The sequence below is a fragment of the Sediminibacterium sp. FW305-C-269 genome, assembly GCF_058231045.1.
This window is the reverse complement of the sequence record NZ_JBIQXQ010000001.1, coordinates 135,539-158,252: the sequence shown is the minus strand read 5'-3', so window position 1 is coordinate 158,252 and position 22,714 is coordinate 135,539. Positions and strand designations below refer to the sequence as shown.

Sequence of the window (22,714 nt, the reverse complement as noted above, 5' to 3'; positions counted from 1 at the left end):
TTAACTATAATTCAAACTTATACCCCACGCCCTTCACGGTGGTGATGCAGTCTACTCCCAGTTTCTGGCGCACTTTGCGGATATGTACGTCGATGGTACGGTCGCCCACGATCACATCGTTGCCCCATACCTGGGACAGGATCTCGTTGCGGAGGAACACTCTGCCGGGGCGTGAGGCCAGCAGGTACAGCAGTTCGAACTCTTTTTTGGCCAGGACCACTTCCTGGTTGTTGATGGTGACCAGGAATTTGACCGGGTCGATGGTGATATTACCCAGTACGATGCTCTTTCCTGTATTGTTATCGTCTTTGTTCAATCTTCTGAACAATGCGTTTACGCGGCTGATCAGCACTTTGGGGCTGATGGGTTTGTTCACATAATCGTCGGCTCCGGTCTCCAGTCCTTTGATCTGGGAGGCTTCATCACTCATGGCGGTCAGGAATATGATGAGTGTATCCTGGAACATAGGTTGTGATCGGAGGATCTGGCAAACTTCCACCCCTGTTTTCCTGGGCATCATCACATCCAGGATGATGAGGTCGGGGTGAAGCTGTTTGGCACGTTCAATGGCTTCGTTGCCGTCTTTGGCGGTGTATACCTCATAGCCTTCTTTACCAAGGTTGTAACTGACTATCTCCAGAATATCGGGCTCATCATCGGCGATCAGTATCTGTTTGGGCTTTGCTTCCATGAGTTAACCTAATGTTTACACAAAATTAATTTTAAAGAACCGCAATTGCAGGTTTTGGCTTTATTATGTTATTGTTAACTGCATTTGGCCCGAAATATGGGTCTTCTTACAAATGAACCTATTTTTGACCCCGTATATGGATAGAAAAAAGATTTTCGGTACAATATCCGCTGTATTCCTCGCAATTTTTGTCATGGCGCAGGAAGAGCTGCCCATGCCTGAGATACCGGCCGCCAGAGAGTTCCATCATGAGACCATACTGATCACTCTGAACCAGATCACGCACCTGAAAAGTAAATCGGACAGCCTGATCCCGTTTACGGGCAATGTACAGCTCGACAGGCCCATCGACCGTAATCTCCGTTTGCGTATCCATAACCTGCGTGCCAGGATCGAAATGAACAAGGACCTCAACGATAATGCCAAATTCAAATGGCTACGTGGGGTGAATGAAATGCTGACCGGTTTTTTATCCGCCTACCGTTCCAGGTCCATGACCCCCGCCATGCTGCCGGTACTGGCAAAAGCCTATGAAGATGCGATGCTGGCCGACCTGTCGGGCAATTCCATCCTGCCGGTGATCGTTGAGAACAGTATCGAGGTCGGCGACATCCTGCTCAATAATTTTGCTTTGAAGAACAATGAAGGTGTGGCGGCTGCCGGCGATTACCTGGTCTTGAAAAGCTGCCAGCGCAATCCCGACGATATCCTGAAGATACTGACCCGTTATCCCGATAACCGGTTTGCCGACAGCCTCATTGTGCAGGCCGCTTTGCGCAACCAGGAGGAACTGTATACCTATGCAGCGGTGCCCAATGCATTGGGTAGAAGGATCCAATCGTCCGGCCACCCCCTGGTAAAGATCATCGGTCGCCTGGCCCTCACCAAAACGGGCCGCATGTATTTCCCCTTCCTCGATAACCTTTACCGCAACAAGATCACGATGGATTCCATCACACCGTATGTGATCAATGACTCTTCTATGGGTTATTACCAGTTGCTTGTAAAAACAAGGATCGATTATGCCATGCGCATGCAGCGGGGCGATACGCCCATGGCCGCAGAGATATTGACCAATAAACTGCGCAGCAAGGCGGTAGAACTTTTCATCAACGAGATCAATGCCCTGCATGATGTTTCGAATGAACAGGTACGTTTCCGTAAACTGGAGCACCTGGGCCCGGAAGAACTGTATTACCTGGCAGTGATGGGCGAGGAAGAGATCTATACCTCCAGTTTTGTGGTGGGTGTCTATCCAAGGATCTTCCAGCGCATGCGGGTACCGAGGGCCGATAGCCTGTTACGGATGGTGCATGGCGATTATTATAAGAAGTTCATCAAGATCTGTGCGGCCTATAACACGCTGGACAATTTCCTGGGACGGATGGACCGGTATACTGCTGAGAACCTGATGCGCAGGTTCGTGAATGGACTGGATGTTTCGCCAACACTGGAAGATGCGGTGGATGTGGCCGATTCGTACGCCAGTATCTACCAGAAAGACCTGCGTAAGCTGATCCTGGCGCAGGTTCAGGTGAACCTGGCAGCCAGTACGGAAAATCACAATAAAAGAGGAACACTGATATATGAATTACTGAATACCATTTTCCTGTCGATGGACTCGACCAGTAAAGTGAATATCGCTGAGCGCCTGGGTATCGACCCTGTATACATCATGCCCAGAAAATCATTGCAGGATGCCACAGGCCGGATCATTGTACAGCAGTTCTCATATGGCGATAAGGATGCACGCAATTATTTTGGTGCTTTCATGAGCCGTTTCAGCAATGCCAACTGGCGCATTGTGCGCAAACCGCAGTGGGTGGAGATCAGTTCGGTGAAAGGTACCCCCATCACCATTTACGCCAACCTGCCGCTGGATGAAACCAGGGAACTGGACCTGCAGGCGCAGGACAGCCTGATCAGTTATTTTGAACATAAGAACCTGGCACCCAGTATTGTGATACACCGTGGACATAGTTATTATGTTGGGGAGACCATTAAAAGGTTACCCTCCAGCGCCAAGATCGTATTGTTGGGCAGTTGCGGAGGTTACCAGAAACTGAATGATATCCTGAAGATCTGTCCGCAGGCCCATATCATCTCTTCCAAACAGGTGGCAGCAGGCGTGCTGAACCAGAGCCTGATAGATGCCATCACCGACAGGTTACGGTTGGGTAAGGACCTGAATTGGGAAGAACTCTGGAAAACGGTGAAAGGCAGGGTAGGAGCAGGTTACCGCGAGAAATTCGATGACTATATTCCCCCGCACCGGAACCTCGGAGCCATTTTCATCATGGCCTATGATAAGGCGGCAAACAGGTAGTGATTACAGGAATGGGTTATGCGTTTTCTCGTAACCAATGGTAGTGGATGGTCCATGCCCGGGGTACACCACCACTTCATCGGGTAATACAAAGAGTTTTTCGCGGATGTTTTTGAGCAGGGTCTCATGGTTCCCGCCCGGCAGGTCGGTGCGGCCAATACTTTCGCGGAACAGCACATCGCCACCTACCAGGAATCCCTGCTCCTCGCAATAGAAACAGATGCTGGCGGGTGAGTGTCCCGGAGCCAATATCACTTTCAAGGCATCATTACCCAGCCGGATCGTATCTCCTTCTTCCAGAAAATGCAGCGGACCGCTATAGTTCTGGAAGGGCAACCCCCATTTTTCGCCGGATAAGGGAGCAAGTTTTAACATTTGTTCCTCACCGGCATGCAGGTGCAGCTCCAGGTTCCAGGTTTCAGAGACCCATTTGTTCCCGAAAACATGGTCCAGGTGGCAATGGGTGTTCAGCAACCTTACCGGTTCCAGCTGCGTATCATCTATAAACTTTTTTAACGTTTCCTGTTCAGCAGTGAAGTAACATCCGGGATCAATTATAATAGCTTTGTTCTGCTCATTATACAGCACATAGGTATTTTCCTGAACAGGGCTGAACGTAAAAAACCTGACCTTGATCATAGTGTATTTTACCTGCTTTTAATGGTAAATGACTAATTTTAAAATACTAAAGTTCGGATATGCAAGTGAATCGAATCGCTCTATTTGTTTTTTTTACCGGTTTTCTTTTTCCCGCCATGCTAAACGCACAGGTGAACTCTGTGGAGTTTGGCAAGAACCGGGTTCAGCATAAGAAATTCATCTGGAAATTTTACCAGTCGCCCAACTTCAATACCTATGTGGCACAGGGTGGCGTGGAACTGGGAAAATTTGTGGCGCAGGTTGCTGAGGAAGAACTGAGACCGATCGAGAATTTCATTGAATATTCATTGCAGCGCCGCGCCAATATCGTGGTGTACAACAGCTATAACGATTTTAAAAGCAGTAATATCGGATTGGGAAGTGACTGGCAGAACTCCGGCGGACTGACCAAGCTGGTCAACAATAAACTGGTGGTGTATTTCGATGGTAATCACGAACACCTGAAACGACAGATACGCGAGGGCATTGCAAGGGTGCTGACAGATAACCTGCTTTTTGGAGATGATATCGGCGAGTTCGCCAGTAACCAGGCTTTGCTGGACCTGCCCAAATGGCTGGTTGACGGGTATGTGTCGTATGCAGCCGAACCCTGGAGCACTGCTAAAGATGACGAATTGAAAAGTGCGATACTGGGCGGCCGTTACAATTCCTTTTACCAGTTCGCTTTTGAGAAACCGGTACTGGCAGGCCATGCTTTCTGGTACTATATCGGTGAAAAATACCGTAAGGAAAATATTACCTATCTCTTATACCTGGCACGCATTTACAAGAACCTCAACAATGCCTGTTTGCGGGTTTGTAAAAGAAAATTCAAAGAAGTATTGTCCGATTTCATGCAGTACCAGCAGGAACTGTATGCCAAAGATATCCGCCAGCGCCGCAACCAGCCCAAGGGGCAGCTGAACGTATCAGAAGATGTTTCCAAGAATGATTATTTCCGGTTCCAGGCCAATCCCAATCCCAAAAGCAGTACCTATGGTGTGGTGGAATTCAAGAAAGGCCAGTACCGGGTAAAGCTGATGGAGAATTTTTATGACGCACGCACTTTATTGAAGATCGGCGTACGCACCAACCAGGGAGATATCAATCCCAATTATCCCATTCTTGCGTGGGATGGGAAGGGCACCCGCTTACTGGTGGTATACTGGGAGAGCGGAAAAGTGAAAATGTTCGTGTACGATATCATCGCCAAGATCAAACGGTACAAACAGGAGATCACCGGATTCGACCAGGTGCTCGATGCTTCGTTCATGCTGGACGCCAATACACTGGTGATGAGTGCCGTGAAGAATGGCCATTCGGATATCTATACCTATAAGATAGATGCAGATAAAGCCACCCAGATCACCAATGATGTGTATGATGACCTGGATCCCAGTTTTGTGTCTTTCCCCAACCGTTCGGGGATCATTTATGCATCCAACCGCCCCAGTCCTGATGCGCCGAACCAGGATACGGTGTTGCCCAGTAAATACCCTTTCAATATTTACATGGTGGATATCCTGAACGACAGCAAACAGAAACAACTGGCCAAACTCACCGATGTGAAAATGGGGAATGCCCGTTATCCCATGCAATACAATACCAACCATTTCACTTTTGTATCCGATGAAAATGGTATCGGCAACCGTTGGGCAGGTTTCTTTGCCACCCAGCGGAACGGACTGGATACCCTGTATTATATCGGTGATGAGTTGCTGCGTAATCCATCGCCCAAAGAATTCGATTCCACGCTGGTGGCATGGCAGAAACAGGAGCCGGACAGCGTAAGTTATTTCCAGGTGTACAAAGACTCTACCTATACCTTCCCCATCACGAATTACCAGAGCACCCTGCTCGAAACCAGGATCGCCGGTAATAATGGATTGGTGAGCGAAGTGAGAAGAGAGGGCGACTTCAAATTCCTGTACAAGCTGAAAGTGGATGAGCAGGCGCTGGCCAAACGCAATGTGAATGCAAGGCCCACGGAATATGTACGCAAGCTGACCGCAGAGAAAAAAGCCAGCGAAGGCAAAGCGATCATCTACAGCAAAAAAGCGGTGGCAGATACTACGAAAAAAGTAAAAGACTTCTTTCAGAACGAGTTCGCTGATGAAAAACCTGACAGTGCCAGTTATGCGATCCAGAATCAATTGCTGGCTGCACAGCCAAAGACTTCTGTATTGAGCCGCTCCCGTTTGTTCGATTACCGTCTTAAGTTCAGTTCCGATTATGCGTTGGTCGGGTTTACCAATAATATTCTGATCAACCGCTATCAACCTTATGGCGGAGGCTCAGGACCAATCCGGCTGAACAATGGTAATGATTTCAATTTCACATTCCGCGTGGGCGCCAGCGACCTGATGGAGGATCAGAAATTTGTAGGAGGTATCCGTTTTGGTACCAACCTGAGCGATAAAGATGTGTTCTTCTCCTACCAGAACCTGCGCAGGCGTTTTGATTGGGGACTCACTTATTACCGCAGTAACGTCAGCAATTTTTACAGCACCAGTTTCAACACCATGTTGTATACGAACCTGTACCAGTTCAACATCTCTTATCCTTTCAACGAGGTAAAGAGCTTCCGGGCAACAGTAGGTTTACGAAGCGACAGGGGGGTACTCCGTTCGTACAACAACAACTCAGGGTACCCGGATCCGAATGCACTGAAATTCAATGACACGGTTACCCGGTACATCGTATCGCGATTCGAGTATGTGCATGACAATACCATCAACCCGACACAGAACATCTGGAACGGACTCCGTTACAAGATCTATTTTGATGTGAACATGCCTACTTTCAAAACAGCGATGAATAATGGGAAATCCACGCTGAATCTTGGTTTTGATGCCAGGTATTACCATAAGATCTACCGGAACTTTATCTGGGCCGGCCGTGCCGCCGGTGATTTCTCCTGGGGCGGACAAAAGATCCTCTATTACCTGGGTGGGGTAGATGGCTGGATCAGTCCTAAGTTCAATAATAACCAGCCGGCAGCCGATCAGACCTATGCGTTCCAGTCGCTTACTTTGAATATGCGTGGTTATAACCAGAATATCGCCAACGGAAACAATGCGGTGGTGATCAACAGTGAATTCCGGTTCCCTGTGTTCTCAACCTTACTCAACCGGCCTATCAACAATGCGTTCCTGCGTAATTTCCAGCTGGTACAGTTCCTTGACCTGGGAACGGCCTGGAATGGCAAATACAATGGTATCAAACGTCCGGGTGAAGTGATCACTGCGCCCAATACGCCCATCCTGGTACGAATTGATGCAGGCGGTTTAGGACCCTTTGCCGGTGGTTATGGATTTGGCGTACGCAGTACGGCACTGGGCTATTTTGTGAAACTGGATGCGGGCTGGCCCATGAAAGGATTGTTCCTGGGCAAACCGGTATGGTATTTTTCTTTAGGGTTTGATTTCTAACAGATGACCGAACGATATATAAAAAGAGCGCATGATTGCATGCGCTCTTTTTATATGCAGTAAGTAGGCTCAGAAGATCCTCGGTATAAAAATGACCGAGCCGATGATGACAGAAAAGATGGCCGACCACACAACGGCTGCCGCTGCCACATCCTTTACGATCCGGATGCGGGGATCGATATCCGGCTGAATTTTGTTGCAGAGCTCTTCCAGTGCATGGTTCAACATTTCCAGCGAGGGTACGATGGAACAGCATAAGAGCAATGCCATCCATTCGGTAGCGGATACCTGGTAATACCATCCGGCAGCGATCACCAGCAGGATGATGCCGACATGTATCCTGCCGTTCCTGTCGTTCCGGATAAAATGGAACAGTCCGCTGAATGCGTGTTGAAAGGAACGGAGCAGGCGATTGTTTTTCATACGGGCCTTTTTAATGAGCCATATCTGAACCATTGTGCGTTGTATCGTCGCTTAAATGCGGTTCACGTAACTGTACGGGTGCCACATACTTCTTACGCATCTGCATGTTCAGCAGTTCCACGATGAAGGAGAAGGCCATGGCAAAGTATACATAGTTCTTCAGGTGCAGGTCGTGTGTGCCCTGGCTGTCCCAGCCCTCTACCAGCAGCACAAAACCGATCATCACCAGGAATGACAGTGCCAGCATTTTCAGTGTAGGGTGTCTGTGAATGAATGCGGAGATCCTGGGACTGAACAGGAACATCACGATCATAGCGATAACAACCGCTGCGATCATCACTTCCACGCGTTTGGCAGTACCGCCGGCAGTGATGATACTGTCGAAACTGAATACCATATCGATCAGCATGATCTGCGCCACTGCATTGCCAAAACCCAGGGGTTTGGTAGAAATACCAGCAGCCACATCCGCCTCGCCTTCCAGTTTGTGGTGGATCTCTTTTACGGTCTTATAGATCAGGAACAGACCACCCGCCAGCATTACCAGGCTGGCCAGGTCAAATTCTTTTCCGAATGCATTGAATAAGGGTTTGCCTTTTTGCGCCAGTAACCAGCTTAAGCCGAATAATAAAATGGTGCGGGTGATCATACCGGTGACCATCCAAATGAACCTGGATTTAGCCTGAAGCGATTTGGGTAAACGATTCATGATGATGCTCACGAAGATCACATTATCGATACCCAGCACGATTTCCAGGATCACCAGTACGAGGAAACTGATCAGATTTTCAGAAGTAAACAACGCTTCCATGAAGATTTCAGGGTTTAAGGGTTAGCAGCAAGATATTGACAAATATTTTTTACGATGCAGGGGCCTTCATAGATGAATCCGGTCCAGACCTGCACCAACGAAGCGCCGGCATCCAGTTTTTCCCTGGCATCGGCGCCGGTAAAAATACCGCCGCTGGCAATGATGGGTATATTGTTTTGTGTCTGCTGCGAAAGGTATTGCACCACTTCTGTAGCACGTTCCCGAACGGGTCTGCCGCTCAGGCCACCGGCACCGATGTGTTGCAGTTTTGCATCGGGTGTGAGCAAGTGGCTCCGGCTGATCGTGGTATTGGTGGCTACCAGACCACTCAGTTGTACTTCGAAGGAAAGAGAGACGATATCATCCAGCTGTTCCTTTGTCAGGTCCGGGGCTATTTTCAGCAACAGGGGCTTGGGTTTGTTCTTACCCTGGTTCTGATCCTGCAGTTGCGAGAGGATCTTTTTCAGGGAGTCTTTTTCCTGCAGTTCGCGTAAACCGGGTGTGTTGGGTGAACTTACGTTCACAACAAAATAATCCACTTCGTTAAACAGTCCGTCAAAACAGGCACTATAATCTTTCCAGGCATCTTCATTGGGGGTTACCTTGTTTTTGCCAATATTACCACCGATGATGAGCTGCTGCTGTTGCGATTTCCTGTTATTCCATAACACCAACCGCTCCCGGATGCTGTTGAGACCCTCGTTGTTAAAACCCATACGGTTGATCAGGGCCTTGTCGGCCGGCAAACGGAACAAACGGGGTTTGTCGTTACCGGGCTGCGCTTTCGGGGTTACCGTACCTATTTCTATGAATCCGAAACCCAGCGCCTCCAGCTCGCGCAGGTAAAGCGCATTTTTGTCAAAACCGGCGCCCAGTCCCACGGGGTTAGCGAAGGGAAGCCCGAAGACCTCTTTCTGTAAAACTTCTCCCTTGAACGAGAAACCGTTGTGTATCAATGAACGGATCGGACCAATGCTGCATCCCGCTCTTAGCAGGTTCATCGATAGATAATGGGCTTCCTCCGGTGGAAAACAGAATAGGATTTGCCGGATAAGAGGGTAGATCATACTGCGAAGATACGGAAGCCGTTTTGGGATTTAGACCTGAGAATCAGACCTGCATACCGGATAAGCCTGTTTTACGGTCTGCTGATACCCATTCAGAACGGCTGGTAAAATTCCCTCAATTTGGTTGCATAAACAACCTTTTATTGGTTTTTTCCCTACATTTGATTCAGTAAAATCCTTTCTTATGCAGGAAGCATATATTGTAGCCGGTTACCGAACCGCGGTAGCAAAGAGTAAAAGAGGCGGTTTCCGCTTTTACCGCCCGGATGACCTGGCGGTGGAAGTGATCAAAGGCCTGATGGCTTCCGTGCCACAGCTGGATGCCAAACGTGTGGATGATGTGATCGTAGGCAATGCTGTTCCGGAAGCGGAACAGGGACTGCAGTTTGGACGAATCATTTCAGCGCGGGCACTGGGTATTGATGCAGCCGGCATCACCATTAACCGGTATTGCGCCAGCGGACTCGAAAGTATCGCCATGGCTACGGCCAAGATCCGTACGGGTATGGCTGAGTGTATCATTGCAGGTGGTACGGAAAGTATGAGCCTGGTACCCACTGCGGGCTGGAAAACTGTTCCTTCCTATTCCATTGCCAAAGATGAGCCCGATTATTACCTGAGCATGGGACTGACTGCCGAAGCAGTGGCTAAAGAATACCAGGTCAGCCGCGAAGACCAGGACCTGTTTGCCTACCATTCGCACCAGAAAGCGATGAAGGCCATTGAGAATGGATACTTCAAGAGTGGTATTTTACCCATCAACGTAGAAGAGACCTATGTGAATGAAAAAGGGAAAAAAGCAACCCGCTCTTATATGGTAGATACCGATGAGGGTGTAAGGGCCGATACTACGGTAGAAGTGCTGGCAAAATTAAAACCTGCATTTGCCATGGGCGGTTCTGTTACAGCGGGCAACTCGTCACAAACCAGTGATGGTGCGGCTTTTGCGCTGGTCATGAGCGAGCGCATGGTGGTGGAACTGGGACTGAAACCGATCGGTCGTCTGGTGAACTGTGCTTCTGCAGGTGTGCATCCGCGCATTATGGGAATTGGCCCGGTTGCTGCTATTCCGAAAGTATTGAAGCAGGCCAATATGAGCCTGGCCGATATTGACCTGATCGAGTTGAATGAAGCTTTCGCTTCCCAATCGCTGGCAGTGATCCGTGAGCTGGGTCTGAATCCCGATATTGTTAACATCAATGGCGGCGCCATTGCATTGGGGCACCCCCTGGGTTGCACCGGCTGTAAACTCACCGTTCAGGTGTTGAATGATATGAAAAGACTGAATAAAAAATATGGAATGGTTTCGGCCTGCGTAGGTGGTGGGCAAGGTATTGCAGGAATTATCGAAAACTTATAACCTGAAGTAATTCAATCGTATACGAAAAAAGACCCTGCTGCAAAGCGGGGTTTTGTTTTACCAGGGCAGCCAATTGCCGTAAAATCGTCAGAATAAAGCATGATGAATATCATTTATTTGAGGTGGTATTTGGTGTAACTTTATAGTCATAAATAACAGCCATGAAAAACATTTTGGTTCCCACCGATTTTTCTGCCACCGCGCAAAATGCTGCGAAGTATGCATTGCAACTGGCAGGACAGCTGGGCACTCCCAAAGTGATCCTCTACAATGCCTACCAGGCACCGCTGATGATCGATCCCATGGTGCCCGCTGTTCAGTTGCTGGACGAGGAGCAGTTGCGTAAAAGCAGCCAGGAAGCCCTGGATAAATTCAAACTGCTGTTAACACCTTTCTGTCCGCCTAACTGCACACTGGATACTTTTTGCGAATATGCTTTGCTGAATAACGGACTGGATACGGCCTGTGTAACCAATGATGCAGGATTGATCGTGATGGGTATCACCGGTGGAGGTGTTCTCGAAGAAAAACTGATCGGCAGCAATACGGTTTCGGTTGCGCAGCATTCCAATACACCCGTGATCATTGTTCCCAGGAACACTACTTTTTCCCCGATCAAATCTGTGATGTTATTGAGTGATTTTGATAAAGCCGATAAGACCATTCCGGTAAAGGCTGTGAAAAGGGTTATAGAAGAAACCAAGGCAAAACTATTGGTGTTCAATATGGAAGAACCACCACACGAAGATGCGTTTATGTATCCCTCTAAAATGATGGGTGAAAGCTATGCAGTGCATACACTGCTGCAGGACCTGAACCCTGAATATCATTTCTCGCCGAACAAAAACTATGTAGAAGCTGTGAACAATTTCGCACTGGAATTCCAGGTCGACCTGATCATTACGATCCCGAAAAAGCACAGTTTCTTTGAGAGCCTGTTCAGTACGAGTCATACCACACAATTGGCTTTTCATACCCATGTGCCGCTGATGGTAGTGCATGGATAATAGTGTACTTATTAAGCAATCTGGTCCTACGGAAAGCCTGAATACATAGTTCAGGCTTTCTTATTTTTCCCTCTGCAGTAATCAGCTGTTTATCGTGGCTGTTAGTAAGATCCCGTTTCCTGATTTGTGTTTTATGCAATAATCGATCAACATTAAAAGAAGGGTGAGAGACATTACAGGTACAAAAAGAATGCTTGCCATTAATCTGATTGGTACGGGAGCAGAAGTGATCGATAATATAAAAATTCCCTGGATCTCGTGACTGATTCTTCCGCAATAACCGTAAGTGAAGCGAATGTTCTCGATACGGAAGCCAGCGTGGATCAGTTTGTTCGTGAGCGCTTCTTCCTGGTAGATCCTTTTTCGGTCATTGATCGTTTCGTAATGTTCGTAACGGTTAAGCAGATATTTGTAAAGCGAAAGGTGCAGTCTGCCATTAACGGGTGAATACAATAGAAATTTCCCGTTCGGTTGTAGCATGCTGGCAATGTTCTGTAACGCTGCGTCATCTTTGGCTATGTATTGCAAAACACCGACACAAGTAATAATGTCAGCTTTGTTTTGATCAGCCGAGATTTCGATATCTGAAAGAATCAGGGATGTGTTGGCAGGAGCCACCTTTGTTAAGAATTGGATATTGGATATATTGTTATCTATGCCGATCGTTTTCCAGGCCGGGAACGCTTTGCTGATAGGGATCAGGTACTGTCCTTCGCCACATCCAATATCAATCCAGGTGCCAGGGTTGGTGGCAGACCGAAGCATATGCTTGATCGCAGGAAGAACATGCCATTTGCGGAGCTGTAAAAGAAAATTGAATTGGTAAATGGCATGGATCAATCCCGGGAATCGAAACAATGCCGGCGGGTATTCAAACTTGGAAATTTTGGTAAGGGGAGGACCTGTAGGATTTTTATATTTCATGTATGGTTATGACTTTCTACCCTGCAACGTATCAGTTCAAATAGCGTATTCATCATGAATACGCTGTTAAGAAAGGTATTTCCCCACGATCGGCACCCTTCTGCCCACACCAAACGCTTTGGGCGATACGCGGATGATGGGACAGAACTGATTGCGCTTGTATTCGTTGGTGTTCACCATTTTCAGTGTTCGGTCTACCAGTGCGGCATCAAACCCCTGGGCTTTGATCTCTGCCGGTCCGAGGCGTTTTTCAATGTATTGATACAGGATCTGGTCTAAGACCGAATAGTCAGGTAAACTGTCGCTGTCCTTCTGGTTCGGCCTCAGTTCTGCACTGGGTGCTTTGGTGATGATATTCTCCGGTATGATCTCCTGGTTGCGGTTGATGTAACGTGCCAACGCATACACCTGCAGTTTGTAACAATCGCCCAGTACGCCCAGTCCGCCGGCCATATCGCCGTACAATGTTCCGTAACCGGTAGCCAGTTCACTTTTGTTGGAAGTGTTGAGCAATATATAACCGAACTTATTGGAAATGCCCATCAACAGGTTACCCCGGCTGCGGCTCTGGATATTTTCTTCTGCCAGTGAAAAAGGCAGGTCGCCAAAAACAGGTTTCAGCGTTTTCAGGACAGCATCATACACATCATTGATGCGGATAATATCATACGGGTTGCCGAGGTTTTTACTCAGTTGCACGGCATCATCCACTGAATGTTCGGTAGAGTAGGGCGAGGGCATCAGGATGGCGCGCACATGCTCTTTTCCCAAAGCATCGCAGGCAATGGCCAGGGTTACGGCAGAATCGATCCCGCCGGAAGATCCAAGGATGGCTTTGGTGAAACCCATTTTGCCAAAATAATCCCGTATGCCCATGATCAGGGCATCGTATACCTGTTGGATATTGAGTTCGGGCTCCAGGGTGGCAGGGTTCAGTTCCTTATCGGGTACACGGCTGGCAGGTTCAATAATGGGAGCATCGATACTGCCATCGTCCAGCAATACCACACTGTCCATGGCTTCCTTGAACATGGGGAAGGCTTTGCAGAGATTGGCATCTTTATCAAATATGAGCGAAGCTCCATCGAATACCACTTCTGTCTGGCTGCCGATGGCATTGCAGTAGAACATCGGTAGCCTGTATTTAAGCACATTGGCCTTGATCACCGATTTACGGTCTTCGTCGTGGGTATAATCGAATGGCGAAGCGCTCAGGTTCAGCATGATATCGGGTTGCTGCTCCATCAGTTTGTCCATGGGACAGATACGGTACAGCGGATTATCGCCCAGATTCCATATATCCTCACAGATCGTGATCGCTAATTTTTTCCCTTTGAAAGGAACTACCTGCCAGTCGAATGCGGGTTCAAAATACCGGTATTCATCAAACACATCATAGGTGGGTAACAGGGTTTTGTGGATCTCGGCCTTGATCTCTTTTTCGTACAGGAAAAAAGCGGCGTTGAACAGGCTTTTTCCCCGCTGTTTTGTATTCCTGGCCGGACTGCCTATCAGCACACCGATCGTGTCGGCCTCCTGCCTGATCTGGTCAACAGCTGCATAACATTTATGGATGAAATCGTCGAACTCTACAAAATCCCTTGCCGGATAACCGCTTACACACATTTCGCTGAAAAGGATCAGGTCACCGCCCTGTGCTTTCGCTTCCCTGATGGCGCTGATGATCTTCCGGGTGTTGCTTTCAAAATTGCCGATATGATAATTCTGCTGTGCTAAAAATACCTTCATGCCGTAAAGTTGCGTAACTTTTTGGGAGTTTTTCATTTTTCGGTCTACAACCTTCCGCCAATGGTCACCCTTTGTACCAAAAGAAAAGTACTGTTATGCTGGTCCTGTTTTGTTATGGCGATCGCGTTGCAGGCACAGACCAATGACTTTCGTTTCTTTCCTGTAAAAGAACAGGCTGTTCTGCAACAGGTTATGGCAGGTATGTTGGGCAGCCGTTTCTTTTTGATGAACCCGCAGTCACTGCCGGGCCTACGGTTACATATTTATGATACCGTTACAAAGACAGGAACTACGCATAGCTATCCGTTTCCTCAGCCCATATCTGCCGTACAGGTACAGGATACGCTGATCCGTTTCCTGGCAACTTCCCGGGAACAGGATGGCCTGGTGGCCTCTCTGCTGGAACTGGACAAAGATGGCCAGGTCATTCGCCGGCAGCAATTGCCGCTACCCGGATTACAGGGGCCTGTTCGTTTGCTCACCAGCAACGACTCGCGGTTTTGGTTATTCAGCCAGGTGGTCAGGAAAAATGCAGACTCTGCCATACTGCGTGCGGTACTTGCCGATGCGGATGGTAAGATCCGGAAACAACTACTGTACAGTTTCCGTCATCACGCAGAACTGGAAGCCGACCCGGAACTGTTCCTCGATAACCAGGGTAATACACATGTACTGGTGTATGATAAGTATACCAATTACCGCATGTCTTCCGGTCTCACCGTAAATACGGTTCCTGCCAATGAGGAACTGATCGTAAGTGAAACATTCACTTTTGAGAAAGTGAAACTGAAGACCATGCGCGTGTTCCAGAACAACAGCTGTAACTGTTTGCAGGCCGAAGGGATGTATGTGGACGGCACCACCAAGAACAATAAAGGCATTTACAGCATGGCATTCCCTGAGGGCAGGAAGAATGAACTGGTGCCCAGGTTTATTCCTTTTACTGCAGACATGATCCGATCTTTCCGGAAAGGTTTTTCGGCTACAGATGCCATGGTGCAGAACAGCCTGCAGCTGCAGGATATCCTGTATACCGATAGCGGCAGTTTTGCGATCCTGCGGTTGGCGGTTGGTATGCCGCAGCGGGTAGATGACCTGCGTTTTCAGTCGGGTGCGGGTTCGATGGATGCACTCAGCAGGTCACTGGCAATATCGCGGGCTTCTGATATTTCGGTACCGGTGTCTACGGGAACCGGTACCTCCAGGGCCAGCAGCACCACTCCCAGGGTAAGGACAGTTACGGGGGGAGATAAATATGCCAATGCGGCTCCCCTGCAAAGCGGCATGCCTGCTAAAACATCGCCCTTATCGTCGAGGTCAACAGGCAGGAATGCGCCCAAACTGCTCTTCATCAAATTGGACAAGGACCAGGGTTTTGCCTGGTACAGTGGCCGTCCACTGGATGTGTTCAGCCTGCCGGGGGAAAGTTACAACCGGCAATTCCTTTCTGCAGGATCCTCTGCAGAGATACAGGTATTGTTATACCAGGCTGATCAGCTGGAAGAACCCTATCCTTACCTGATCACGCTGCGAAACGGGCATCAGATACAGCAGAAGTTACCGGAGAAGAAAATGCTGTTCTCGCCCCTGCAGTCCTTGTACCGGAACCAGTATGTTTCACTTTACCTGAATATGGAAACGGGTGAGGGAGGTATCTTTCTGATCAGGGAAGAGGAATGAACCGCTTTAACATACCCTTGATAAAAGGAAGATTTTTGTTGACGGTCGACCATTATTTTTGTCCCTACAATACAGGATATGAAGTACAGGATCGGATTCATGATGGTGATGGTGTTGCTGCTGGCATGCCAGTCAAAAAAAAGGATCCCCGATGTTTCGGGTATTGTGGTGAAACTGCGGACAGAACGGTTTGAGAAAGATTTTTTTTCGATCGATACCCTGCAGCCGGAAATAGCTTTGCAGCAACTGAGGAGGCAGCATCCGGGTTTCACAGAGGATTTCCTGTTCAATATATTGGCAACTTCGCCCGACAGTGCTGCAAAAGATACCCGGTTGTTTATCCAAAGTTACCGCGGCATGTACCTGGCTTCGCAGCAAAAACTGAAAGATTTTGCCGTGGTGGAAGCAGCAGTTAAAAAGGGCTTACAGTTTGTGAAATATTATTTTCCGGGTTATAAACTTCCGGAAAGATTGATTACGTTCATCGGCCCCATCAACAGCTACGGCAATATCATTACACCCAATGCACTGGCTGTGGGTTTGCAGGTGTACCTGGGGAAAGACTACCCACTGTACCTGAGCAGCCAGGGACAACAGATGTATCCAACTTTCATTTCACGCAGGTTTGAACCGGAATATATTCCTGTGAACTGTATGAAGAATATCATCGACGATATGTATCCGGACCAGACCATGGGTAAACCATTGGTGGAACAGATGGTGGAAGCCGGTAAGCGGCAGTTTGTGCTCGATAAACTTTTACCTGAAACAGCGGATACACTGAAAACCGGGTACACAAAACAGCAACTGGACGGTTGTTATGCCAGTGAAAAAAATATCTGGAGTTTTTTTCTGCAGAATGATATGTTGTACAGTACAGACCCTAACCTTACCCGGGATTATATGACCGATGCGCCGAATACGCAGGCGTTAGGTGAAGCTTCTCCGGGAAATATCGGGCAGTTCGTGGGAACACAGATCGTGAACAAGTGGATGGAAAAACAAAAGGACATCAGCCTGGAGGCATTACTGCATACTCCCGCGAGAAAGATCTTTGACGAAGCAAAATACAAACCTCACTAAATAACTGTTATTAGTTCTGTCTGCCATCTGGTTGCATATAATTTTTTTCCTGATATCCCCTTTTTACATTTTCCGAAAACTCTTGTCAGTATTGGGTTTCCGCAAAATATAAATGTTGATTTTGCGTCTTATTTTATTTTGTCTACAAAAATGTAGCTGAAAGATTACAGAGAAAAACTCTACTTTTATTTCCGTAATCCTTGCTATGCCGTATAAACGTATGCATCTTCCTGAGCTTCAGCATGCGATCGCCACAGATGACGACCAGGTGGCTTATGCGGAGTTATTTGCACGTTTTAGCCCGCCGTTACTACGGTTCACTTTATCTATTGTTCACCGGAAAGAAGAAGCGGAAGAGATTGTTTCAGATGTGTTTATCCGCATCTGGGAGAAACGAAAAACATTGGACCAGGTGCAGAACCTGCGAATGTACCTTTACGTTTCTGCCAGGAATTACGCGGTGAACAAACTACGGAGCAAAAATCACCGGCTGTCCTTACAGGTAGAAGAACTGTCGGTAGACCTTCCCTGTTTTTCTGTAGATCCCCATGAGCAGGCCGTGATGGCCGAGATCCAGGAAAAACTGCATGGGGCTGTGAATGACCTCCCCGGTCGTTGTAAAATGATCTTCAAACTGGTAAAAGAAGACGGCCTGCAACAGAAAGAAGTGGCAGAACTGCTCCATCTTAGCCCAAAAACTGTTGAAAATCAACTCGCTATAGCTTTACGAAAGCTGGCAGAGACCATCCGCTCGGTTACCGGAAGAAAATTCCTGAAAAATAATTGATCCTGTTTGGGGGATTGGGCGTGAAATCTTGTCCTTGTACCTGAACAGATTGTTATGCCAGATAGGATATGGTATTTATTAAGCGTTAAATTATCAGGTGAAGCCACACAGGCGGAGCTGGATGAGTTTCATACTTTGCTGGACGAGCAGCCCGAATGGGAAGAAGCCGTTCAGCATATTACCCGTTATTGGCTCCAACCAAAAGTTCCCCCAACTTTATCTCCCACGTCCAGCTGGTTACAGCATGTAGAGCGGCTGAAAACTTCTGGCGTTGAATGGAATGAACCGGGTTTTTCTGAAGTGGAGATCATTCCGGAAGCAACTCCAGTGATCGGCAGCCCCCGCAGGTTTACCAGGTGGTGGATGGCCGCCGCCGCTGTAATGCTGATCAGTTTGGGTGTGGGATGGTTGGCATGGTACCAGTCGGTCCCTGTTTCAGCAGATTCGTTTTTACTGGCTCGTAACAAACGTAATGAAGTGGTTACCCGTCCGGCTTCCCGTTCACAACTTACCCTGCCCGATGGCAGTAAGGTATGGCTGAATGCCAGCAGTAAACTTTCTTATGGCAATGGTTTCGGAGAAGATAACCGCAATGTTTGGCTGGAAGGCGAAGGTTTCTTCGAAGTTTACAAAAACAAGTCACTTCCTTTTATCATTCACACATCCCGTATGAATATCCGGGTAACCGGTACCATATTCAACGTACGTGCTTATCCGCAGGAAGCCACTTCAGAAACAGCGCTGATAGAAGGGGCGGTTGAAGTAGCGCTTCCCGGGGAAAAAGAATGGAAATACCATCTGCGCCCGCACCAGAAACTGGTAGTGGATGATAACGGCATCTCTGCCGATAACAGTATGGCGGTCAAAGGCAAATCCTTTGTACCAGCCAAAACCATCCCTGCTTATACAGCCAGTTTGCAGAGTCTTGCCAAACCGTTGCCTGATAATCAGGTAGTGGAAACAGCCTGGGTATACAGTCTGCTTTCTTTTTCGGATGAATCGTTCCGGCAGGTGGCCAATAAAATGGAAAAATGGTATGGGGTCAGTATCCGATTCATGGAATCGGATATGGAGGGTTGGCGTTTTACCGGGAGCTTTAAAAATGAAACTCTGACTGAAGCGTTGACTGCTTTAAAGCTGTCAACATCCTTCCGTTTTGTAGTACAGGACAATACCGTATTTATTTCCAAACCAGATACTAAATAAGCAGCTGCATATGAGAAAGAATCTGCGTGAAGATTCCGGATAAAACAAAGGGGGCGGCTCTCACACCTCACCCCCCTGTTAGATGGAAAAATCACAGATAGTAAAGCCGTAATCAGCGATCCCCGCTAAGGAATCCGCCATTACACCAACCCTTTAATTTTTCAAGATGAATGTACAAAAAAGACTTTTGAAACCACGAAGAAATCCCGTTACACCAATAATTTTTAAAATTATGAAACTAACGATCGCTCTTCTTTTGTTTGTTAGCATGCATGTGTATGGTAACGGGTTTTCACAAACCAAGATCACCCTTACCCTGCAGTCGTCTAATCTGAAAGATGCGCTGAAGCAGATTGAGAAGAAGAGCCAGTTCAGGTTCCTGTACAACCAGGAAACCCTGAAAAAGGCAGGAAAAGTATCCCTTCAATTGACCAACGCCAGCCTGGCAGAGACCATGATCAAATTGCTGGATGGCACCGGGATCAGTTATCAACTGCTTGGTAATGACCTCGTTGTATTAAATACACAAACTGCTTCCGGAAAACCCACCCCCCCACCCGTGAAAGTTACCGGTAGGATTGTCGGTGCAGATGGTGTCCCGGTTGCCGGAGCAAGCGTTGTGGTAAAAGGCAGTAAAAACGGAACTGCCGCTGATGCCGACGGCCGTTTTACGCTGACTGTTGCCGATGATGCAGTACTGGTGATTTCTGCTATTGGTTATGTTACGCAGGAACTGGCTGTAGGCGGAAGATCTGAGATCAACCTGACCTTGCAAGCCGTTGCCAATAACCTGAACGAAGTAGTGGTGATCGGTTATGGTACCGCCAGCAAAAGAGACCTTACCGGTTCTATTGTAAAAGTAGATGGTAAAGAGATCGCCGATAAACCCAATGTTAACCCGGTTTCCTCCCTGCAGGGTAAAGTGGCCGGTCTGTCAGTAGTGGCTTCCGGTACCCCCGGTGCAGAACCGGATATCCGTATCCGTGGTACGGTCAGTATCGGTGCGGTAAAACCGCTGTATGTGGTAGATGGTATTTTCAATGATAATATCGATTATATCAACCCTAACGATATCGAGTCCATCGAGGTGTTGAAAGATCCTTCTTCACTCGCCATCTTCGGGGTGCGTGGTGCTTCTGGTGTGATCGCACTGACCACCAAAAAAGCGAAAGCGGGCCAGCTGGTGGTGAACTTCAACAGCAGCTTTGGTACCAAACAACTGGTAGATAAGATCAAAATGGTGGATGCAGCAGGCTTTAAACTGCTGTTCGATGAGGAGCAGACCAATATCGGCGTTCCGGTAGCGCAGCGTTTTGATTACAGTAAATGGACAGGCAATACGGATTGGGTGAAAGCCATGACACGTACTGCCCTCTTCAACAGCAACAATATCAGTCTTACTTCCAGCACTGAAAAGAATAAATTCTACATGGGTGTGGGTTATATCACCGACGAAGGTGTAGTAAAACACGAGAAACTGGATAAGCTCATCTTCAATGTGAACGATGAATTGCGCGTGAGCAAGAGCATCAAGTTCGGATTTAACCTGAATGCTTTCCGCCAGAAACTTCCGTTCAGCCAGGCCGACGGATTGCTGTACGATGCACGCCGTGTATTGCCGATCACAGAACCCTTTAATGCAGCCAATGGCGTATACACCCAGCTGGCCATCCAGGCCGCACAGATCGGTAACCCCCTGATGAACCTGGAGAACAAATGGGACAAAGAGATCCGCACAGAATTCCGCACCGTGGGTAGTGTATATGCAGAAGTTAATTTCCTGCGTAATTTTACCCTGCGTTCCACTTTCTTTGCCGATATCTCTAACCTGGAAGAAAGAAGATACAACCCCATCATCAATGTATATAACCCTACCGTAGGTGCTTCAGGTTCTGTGTTTGTTGAACCAAATAACAGAACCACTTCTGTGAACCAGGGACAGGGTAACTGGAAAAAATTCCAGCAGGACCATATTCTTACTTTCAAGAAAAGTTTTGGAGACCATGGTCTTACCGCCATTGCCGGTTTCACTACTTATTTCAGCAGCTACAATGGCCTCTTCGGAAGTGTTAGCCAGCGTGTGAACGGTGATGCGATCCCGAATGACAAACGTTTCTGGTATGTAGACAACGGATTTGGTGATCCCACCACCAAACGTTCTTCTTCTGCACAGTGGGAGCGGGCAACTGTATCGAGCCTGTTCCGCGTATTGTATAATTACAAGGGCAGATACCTGCTGAACGGTTCATTCCGTCGCGACGGTTCTTCACAGATCTCTCCGTTCAACCGTTTCAAGAACTTCTATTCAGTAGGTGCCGCATGGGAACTGACCAAAGAGAAGTTCATGGAAAAACAGAACGTATTCAACTTCTTCAAGCTGAAAGCATCATGGGGTATCCTGGGTGTACAGAATACCTATGGATATGATTATCCGTTCTATCCTGCCTTACAGTCAGGTAATACAGCGGTATTCGGAAGCAATATTGTACCTGCCTATTCACTGTCATATGAACCACAGCGTGACCTGACATGGGAAACCGTGAATGCAAAAGAGATCGGTTTCGAATTCTATGCGCTGAACAACCGTTTGCATGCAGAAGCAGCTTACTATGATAAGACCACCAAGGATATCATGACCATCGTTCCAACCGGATCAGGCCGTTACAGGCTGGATAACGTGGGCGATCTGCGCAACAAAGGTTTTGAATTCTCTGCAGGATGGAACCAGAAACTCACCAAAGACTGGTCTTTCGCTGTGAACGCCAATATCACCACTTTCAACAACAAAGTGGTTGACCTGGGAGGTAACCGTTTACCAGCCAGTGAAGAACGTCCTAACCAGACAGAAGCCGGTTATCCTATCGGTTACTTCTATGGGTATGTGGTAGAAGGTCTGTACCAGTCATATGCCGACAAACTGGCTTCACCCAAAGTGATCGGTTATGATTATGGTCCCGGGGATTTCAAATACAAAGACATTAATGGTGATGGCGTGATCGATACCAAGGACAGGACTATGATCGGTAATCCAACACCCGACTTCATGTATGGTATTTCATTACAGGCCAATTACAAAGGATTTGATTTCGGTATTGATTTCAATGGAGTATATGGTAACGAGATCTATCGTTTCTGGGGTAGTTCAGAACTGCCATTCACCACTTTCAACTATCCTGCATTCAAACTGAACCGCTGGACAGGAGAGGGTACTTCTAACTGGGATCCGATATTAGGAGCGAACCATACCATCAACCGTCTTCCTTCTACCTATGGTATCGAAGATGGAAGTTATTTCAGGATCCGGAACATCCAGCTGGGTTACAATTTCAAACCTGAGCTGCTGAAGAAAGTGAGCATCAAGAGCATCCGCGTATTCGCCAATGTACAGAACCTGAAAACGTTCAAACGCAATTCCGGTTATACACCTGAATTTGGCGGAACGGCCACTTCATTCGGTATCGATAATGGTAATGGACCGGTTCCACTTGTATTCACCGGTGGTATCAATGTAACCTTCTAAAAATTTAAAA

Annotated in this window: 16 protein-coding genes; 9 read left to right on the top strand and 7 right to left on the bottom strand. The window is 47.8% G+C overall.

What is annotated here, in order from left to right; all coding sequences use genetic code 11:
* Positions 1-4: 4 nt before the first annotated feature.
* Entirely contained in the window at positions 5-691 is a 687-nt protein-coding gene (locus ACH3Y6_RS00685) for a response regulator transcription factor (RefSeq protein WP_490833637.1), read from the bottom strand.
* 193 nt (positions 692-884) lie between these two features.
* Between ACH3Y6_RS00685 and ACH3Y6_RS00680 the strand changes: the two genes are divergently transcribed.
* Positions 885-3,017, top strand: a complete 2,133-nt coding sequence (locus tag ACH3Y6_RS00680) for a hypothetical protein (protein ID WP_490833636.1) — start codon at positions 885-887, stop codon at positions 3,015-3,017.
* Positions 3,018-3,020: 3 nt separating this feature from the next.
* Here ACH3Y6_RS00680 and ACH3Y6_RS00675 read toward each other — a convergent pair whose 3' ends face one another.
* Positions 3,021-3,656, bottom strand: coding sequence for an MBL fold metallo-hydrolase (locus tag ACH3Y6_RS00675; RefSeq protein WP_490833635.1), 636 nt, complete (start codon positions 3,654-3,656; stop codon positions 3,021-3,023).
* A gap of 59 nt (positions 3,657-3,715) precedes the next feature.
* Here ACH3Y6_RS00675 and ACH3Y6_RS00670 point away from each other — a divergent pair, with 59 nt between their 5' ends.
* Positions 3,716-7,087, top strand: a complete 3,372-nt coding sequence (locus tag ACH3Y6_RS00670) for a hypothetical protein (RefSeq protein ID WP_490833634.1) — start codon at positions 3,716-3,718, stop codon at positions 7,085-7,087.
* A 69-nt stretch (positions 7,088-7,156) separates the two neighbouring features.
* Here the strand turns inward: ACH3Y6_RS00670 and ACH3Y6_RS00665 are convergent, their stop codons facing one another.
* Genes ACH3Y6_RS00665 through ACH3Y6_RS00655 form a run of 3 tightly spaced genes read right to left on the bottom strand, consistent with a single transcriptional unit; the run spans position 7,157 to position 9,388 of the window.
* Positions 7,157-7,510, bottom strand: a complete 354-nt coding sequence (locus ACH3Y6_RS00665; protein ID WP_490833633.1) for a diacylglycerol kinase family protein — start codon at positions 7,508-7,510, stop codon at positions 7,157-7,159.
* A 10-nt stretch (positions 7,511-7,520) separates the two neighbouring features.
* Positions 7,521-8,321 carry a TerC family protein gene (locus tag ACH3Y6_RS00660; RefSeq protein ID WP_490833632.1) on the bottom strand — a complete coding sequence of 267 codons (801 nt, stop codon included), beginning with the start codon at positions 8,319-8,321 and terminating at the stop codon, positions 7,521-7,523.
* Between the two features lie 14 nt (positions 8,322-8,335).
* Entirely contained in the window at positions 8,336-9,388 is a 1,053-nt protein-coding gene (locus tag ACH3Y6_RS00655) for a quinone-dependent dihydroorotate dehydrogenase (protein WP_490833631.1), read from the bottom strand.
* A gap of 184 nt (positions 9,389-9,572) precedes the next feature.
* On the opposite strand from ACH3Y6_RS00655, the gene ACH3Y6_RS00650 reads away from it, so the two are divergent.
* Together ACH3Y6_RS00650 and ACH3Y6_RS00645 are read left to right on the top strand one after the other, a co-directional pair.
* Positions 9,573-10,748, top strand: a complete 1,176-nt coding sequence (locus tag ACH3Y6_RS00650; protein ID WP_490833630.1) for an acetyl-CoA C-acyltransferase — start codon at positions 9,573-9,575, stop codon at positions 10,746-10,748.
* Between the two features lie 161 nt (positions 10,749-10,909).
* Positions 10,910-11,755, top strand: a complete 846-nt coding sequence (locus ACH3Y6_RS00645) for a universal stress protein (protein WP_490833629.1) — start codon at positions 10,910-10,912, stop codon at positions 11,753-11,755.
* Positions 11,756-11,836: 81 nt separating this feature from the next.
* On the opposite strand, the gene ACH3Y6_RS00640 is transcribed toward ACH3Y6_RS00645, so the two are convergent.
* The gene (locus ACH3Y6_RS00640; protein ID WP_490833628.1) at positions 11,837-12,679 is read right to left on the bottom strand and encodes a class I SAM-dependent methyltransferase; all 843 of its coding nucleotides are present in this window, start codon (positions 12,677-12,679) and stop codon (positions 11,837-11,839) included.
* Positions 12,680-12,745: 66 nt separating this feature from the next.
* Entirely contained in the window at positions 12,746-14,428 is a 1,683-nt protein-coding gene (locus ACH3Y6_RS00635; RefSeq protein ID WP_490833627.1) for an NAD+ synthase, read from the bottom strand.
* A 60-nt stretch (positions 14,429-14,488) separates the two neighbouring features.
* Here ACH3Y6_RS00635 and ACH3Y6_RS00630 point away from each other — a divergent pair, with 60 nt between their 5' ends.
* The 5 genes from ACH3Y6_RS00630 to ACH3Y6_RS00610 all read left to right on the top strand — a co-directional run bounded on the left by ACH3Y6_RS00630 (position 14,489) and on the right by ACH3Y6_RS00610 (position 22,704).
* A complete protein-coding gene (locus ACH3Y6_RS00630; RefSeq protein ID WP_490833626.1) occupies positions 14,489-16,108 on the top strand; it encodes a hypothetical protein in 1,620 nt (539 codons plus the stop codon).
* A gap of 78 nt (positions 16,109-16,186) precedes the next feature.
* Positions 16,187-17,191 (top strand): gliding motility lipoprotein GldB, encoded by a 1,005-nt coding sequence (gldB, locus tag ACH3Y6_RS00625; RefSeq protein ID WP_490833625.1) that lies wholly within the window; start codon positions 16,187-16,189, stop codon positions 17,189-17,191.
* A 205-nt stretch (positions 17,192-17,396) separates the two neighbouring features.
* Positions 17,397-17,978 (top strand): RNA polymerase sigma factor, encoded by a 582-nt coding sequence (locus ACH3Y6_RS00620; protein WP_490833624.1) that lies wholly within the window; start codon positions 17,397-17,399, stop codon positions 17,976-17,978.
* 54 nt (positions 17,979-18,032) lie between these two features.
* Positions 18,033-19,184 (top strand): FecR family protein, encoded by a 1,152-nt coding sequence (locus tag ACH3Y6_RS00615; RefSeq protein WP_490833623.1) that lies wholly within the window; start codon positions 18,033-18,035, stop codon positions 19,182-19,184.
* 232 nt (positions 19,185-19,416) lie between these two features.
* The gene (locus ACH3Y6_RS00610) at positions 19,417-22,704 is read left to right on the top strand and encodes a TonB-dependent receptor (protein WP_490833622.1); all 3,288 of its coding nucleotides are present in this window, start codon (positions 19,417-19,419) and stop codon (positions 22,702-22,704) included.
* Positions 22,705-22,714 lie beyond the last annotated feature (10 nt).

Excerpts from the sequence above, each read along its gene's own strand:
- ACH3Y6_RS00685 (WP_490833637.1), bottom strand. The coding sequence starts at position 691 with ATGGAAGCAAAGCCCAAACAGATACTGATCGCCGATGATGAGCCCGAT.
- ACH3Y6_RS00680 (WP_490833636.1), top strand. The coding sequence starts at position 885 with ATGGCGCAGGAAGAGCTGCCCATGCCTGAGATACCGGCCGCCAGAGAG.
- ACH3Y6_RS00675 (WP_490833635.1), bottom strand. The coding sequence starts at position 3,656 with ATGATCAAGGTCAGGTTTTTTACGTTCAGCCCTGTTCAGGAAAATACC.
- ACH3Y6_RS00670 (WP_490833634.1), top strand. The coding sequence starts at position 3,716 with ATGCAAGTGAATCGAATCGCTCTATTTGTTTTTTTTACCGGTTTTCTT.
- ACH3Y6_RS00665 (WP_490833633.1), bottom strand. The coding sequence starts at position 7,510 with ATGAAAAACAATCGCCTGCTCCGTTCCTTTCAACACGCATTCAGCGGA.
- ACH3Y6_RS00660 (WP_490833632.1), bottom strand. The coding sequence starts at position 8,321 with ATGGAAGCGTTGTTTACTTCTGAAAATCTGATCAGTTTCCTCGTACTG.
- ACH3Y6_RS00655 (WP_490833631.1), bottom strand. The coding sequence starts at position 9,388 with ATGATCTACCCTCTTATCCGGCAAATCCTATTCTGTTTTCCACCGGAG.
- ACH3Y6_RS00650 (WP_490833630.1), top strand. The coding sequence starts at position 9,573 with ATGCAGGAAGCATATATTGTAGCCGGTTACCGAACCGCGGTAGCAAAG.
- ACH3Y6_RS00645 (WP_490833629.1), top strand. The coding sequence starts at position 10,910 with ATGAAAAACATTTTGGTTCCCACCGATTTTTCTGCCACCGCGCAAAAT.
- ACH3Y6_RS00640 (WP_490833628.1), bottom strand. The coding sequence starts at position 12,679 with ATGAAATATAAAAATCCTACAGGTCCTCCCCTTACCAAAATTTCCAAG.
- ACH3Y6_RS00635 (WP_490833627.1), bottom strand. The coding sequence starts at position 14,428 with ATGAAGGTATTTTTAGCACAGCAGAATTATCATATCGGCAATTTTGAA.
- ACH3Y6_RS00630 (WP_490833626.1), top strand. The coding sequence starts at position 14,489 with ATGGTCACCCTTTGTACCAAAAGAAAAGTACTGTTATGCTGGTCCTGT.
- gldB (WP_490833625.1), top strand. The coding sequence starts at position 16,187 with ATGAAGTACAGGATCGGATTCATGATGGTGATGGTGTTGCTGCTGGCA.
- ACH3Y6_RS00620 (WP_490833624.1), top strand. The coding sequence starts at position 17,397 with ATGCCGTATAAACGTATGCATCTTCCTGAGCTTCAGCATGCGATCGCC.
- ACH3Y6_RS00615 (WP_490833623.1), top strand. The coding sequence starts at position 18,033 with ATGCCAGATAGGATATGGTATTTATTAAGCGTTAAATTATCAGGTGAA.
- ACH3Y6_RS00610 (WP_490833622.1), top strand. The coding sequence starts at position 19,417 with ATGAAACTAACGATCGCTCTTCTTTTGTTTGTTAGCATGCATGTGTAT.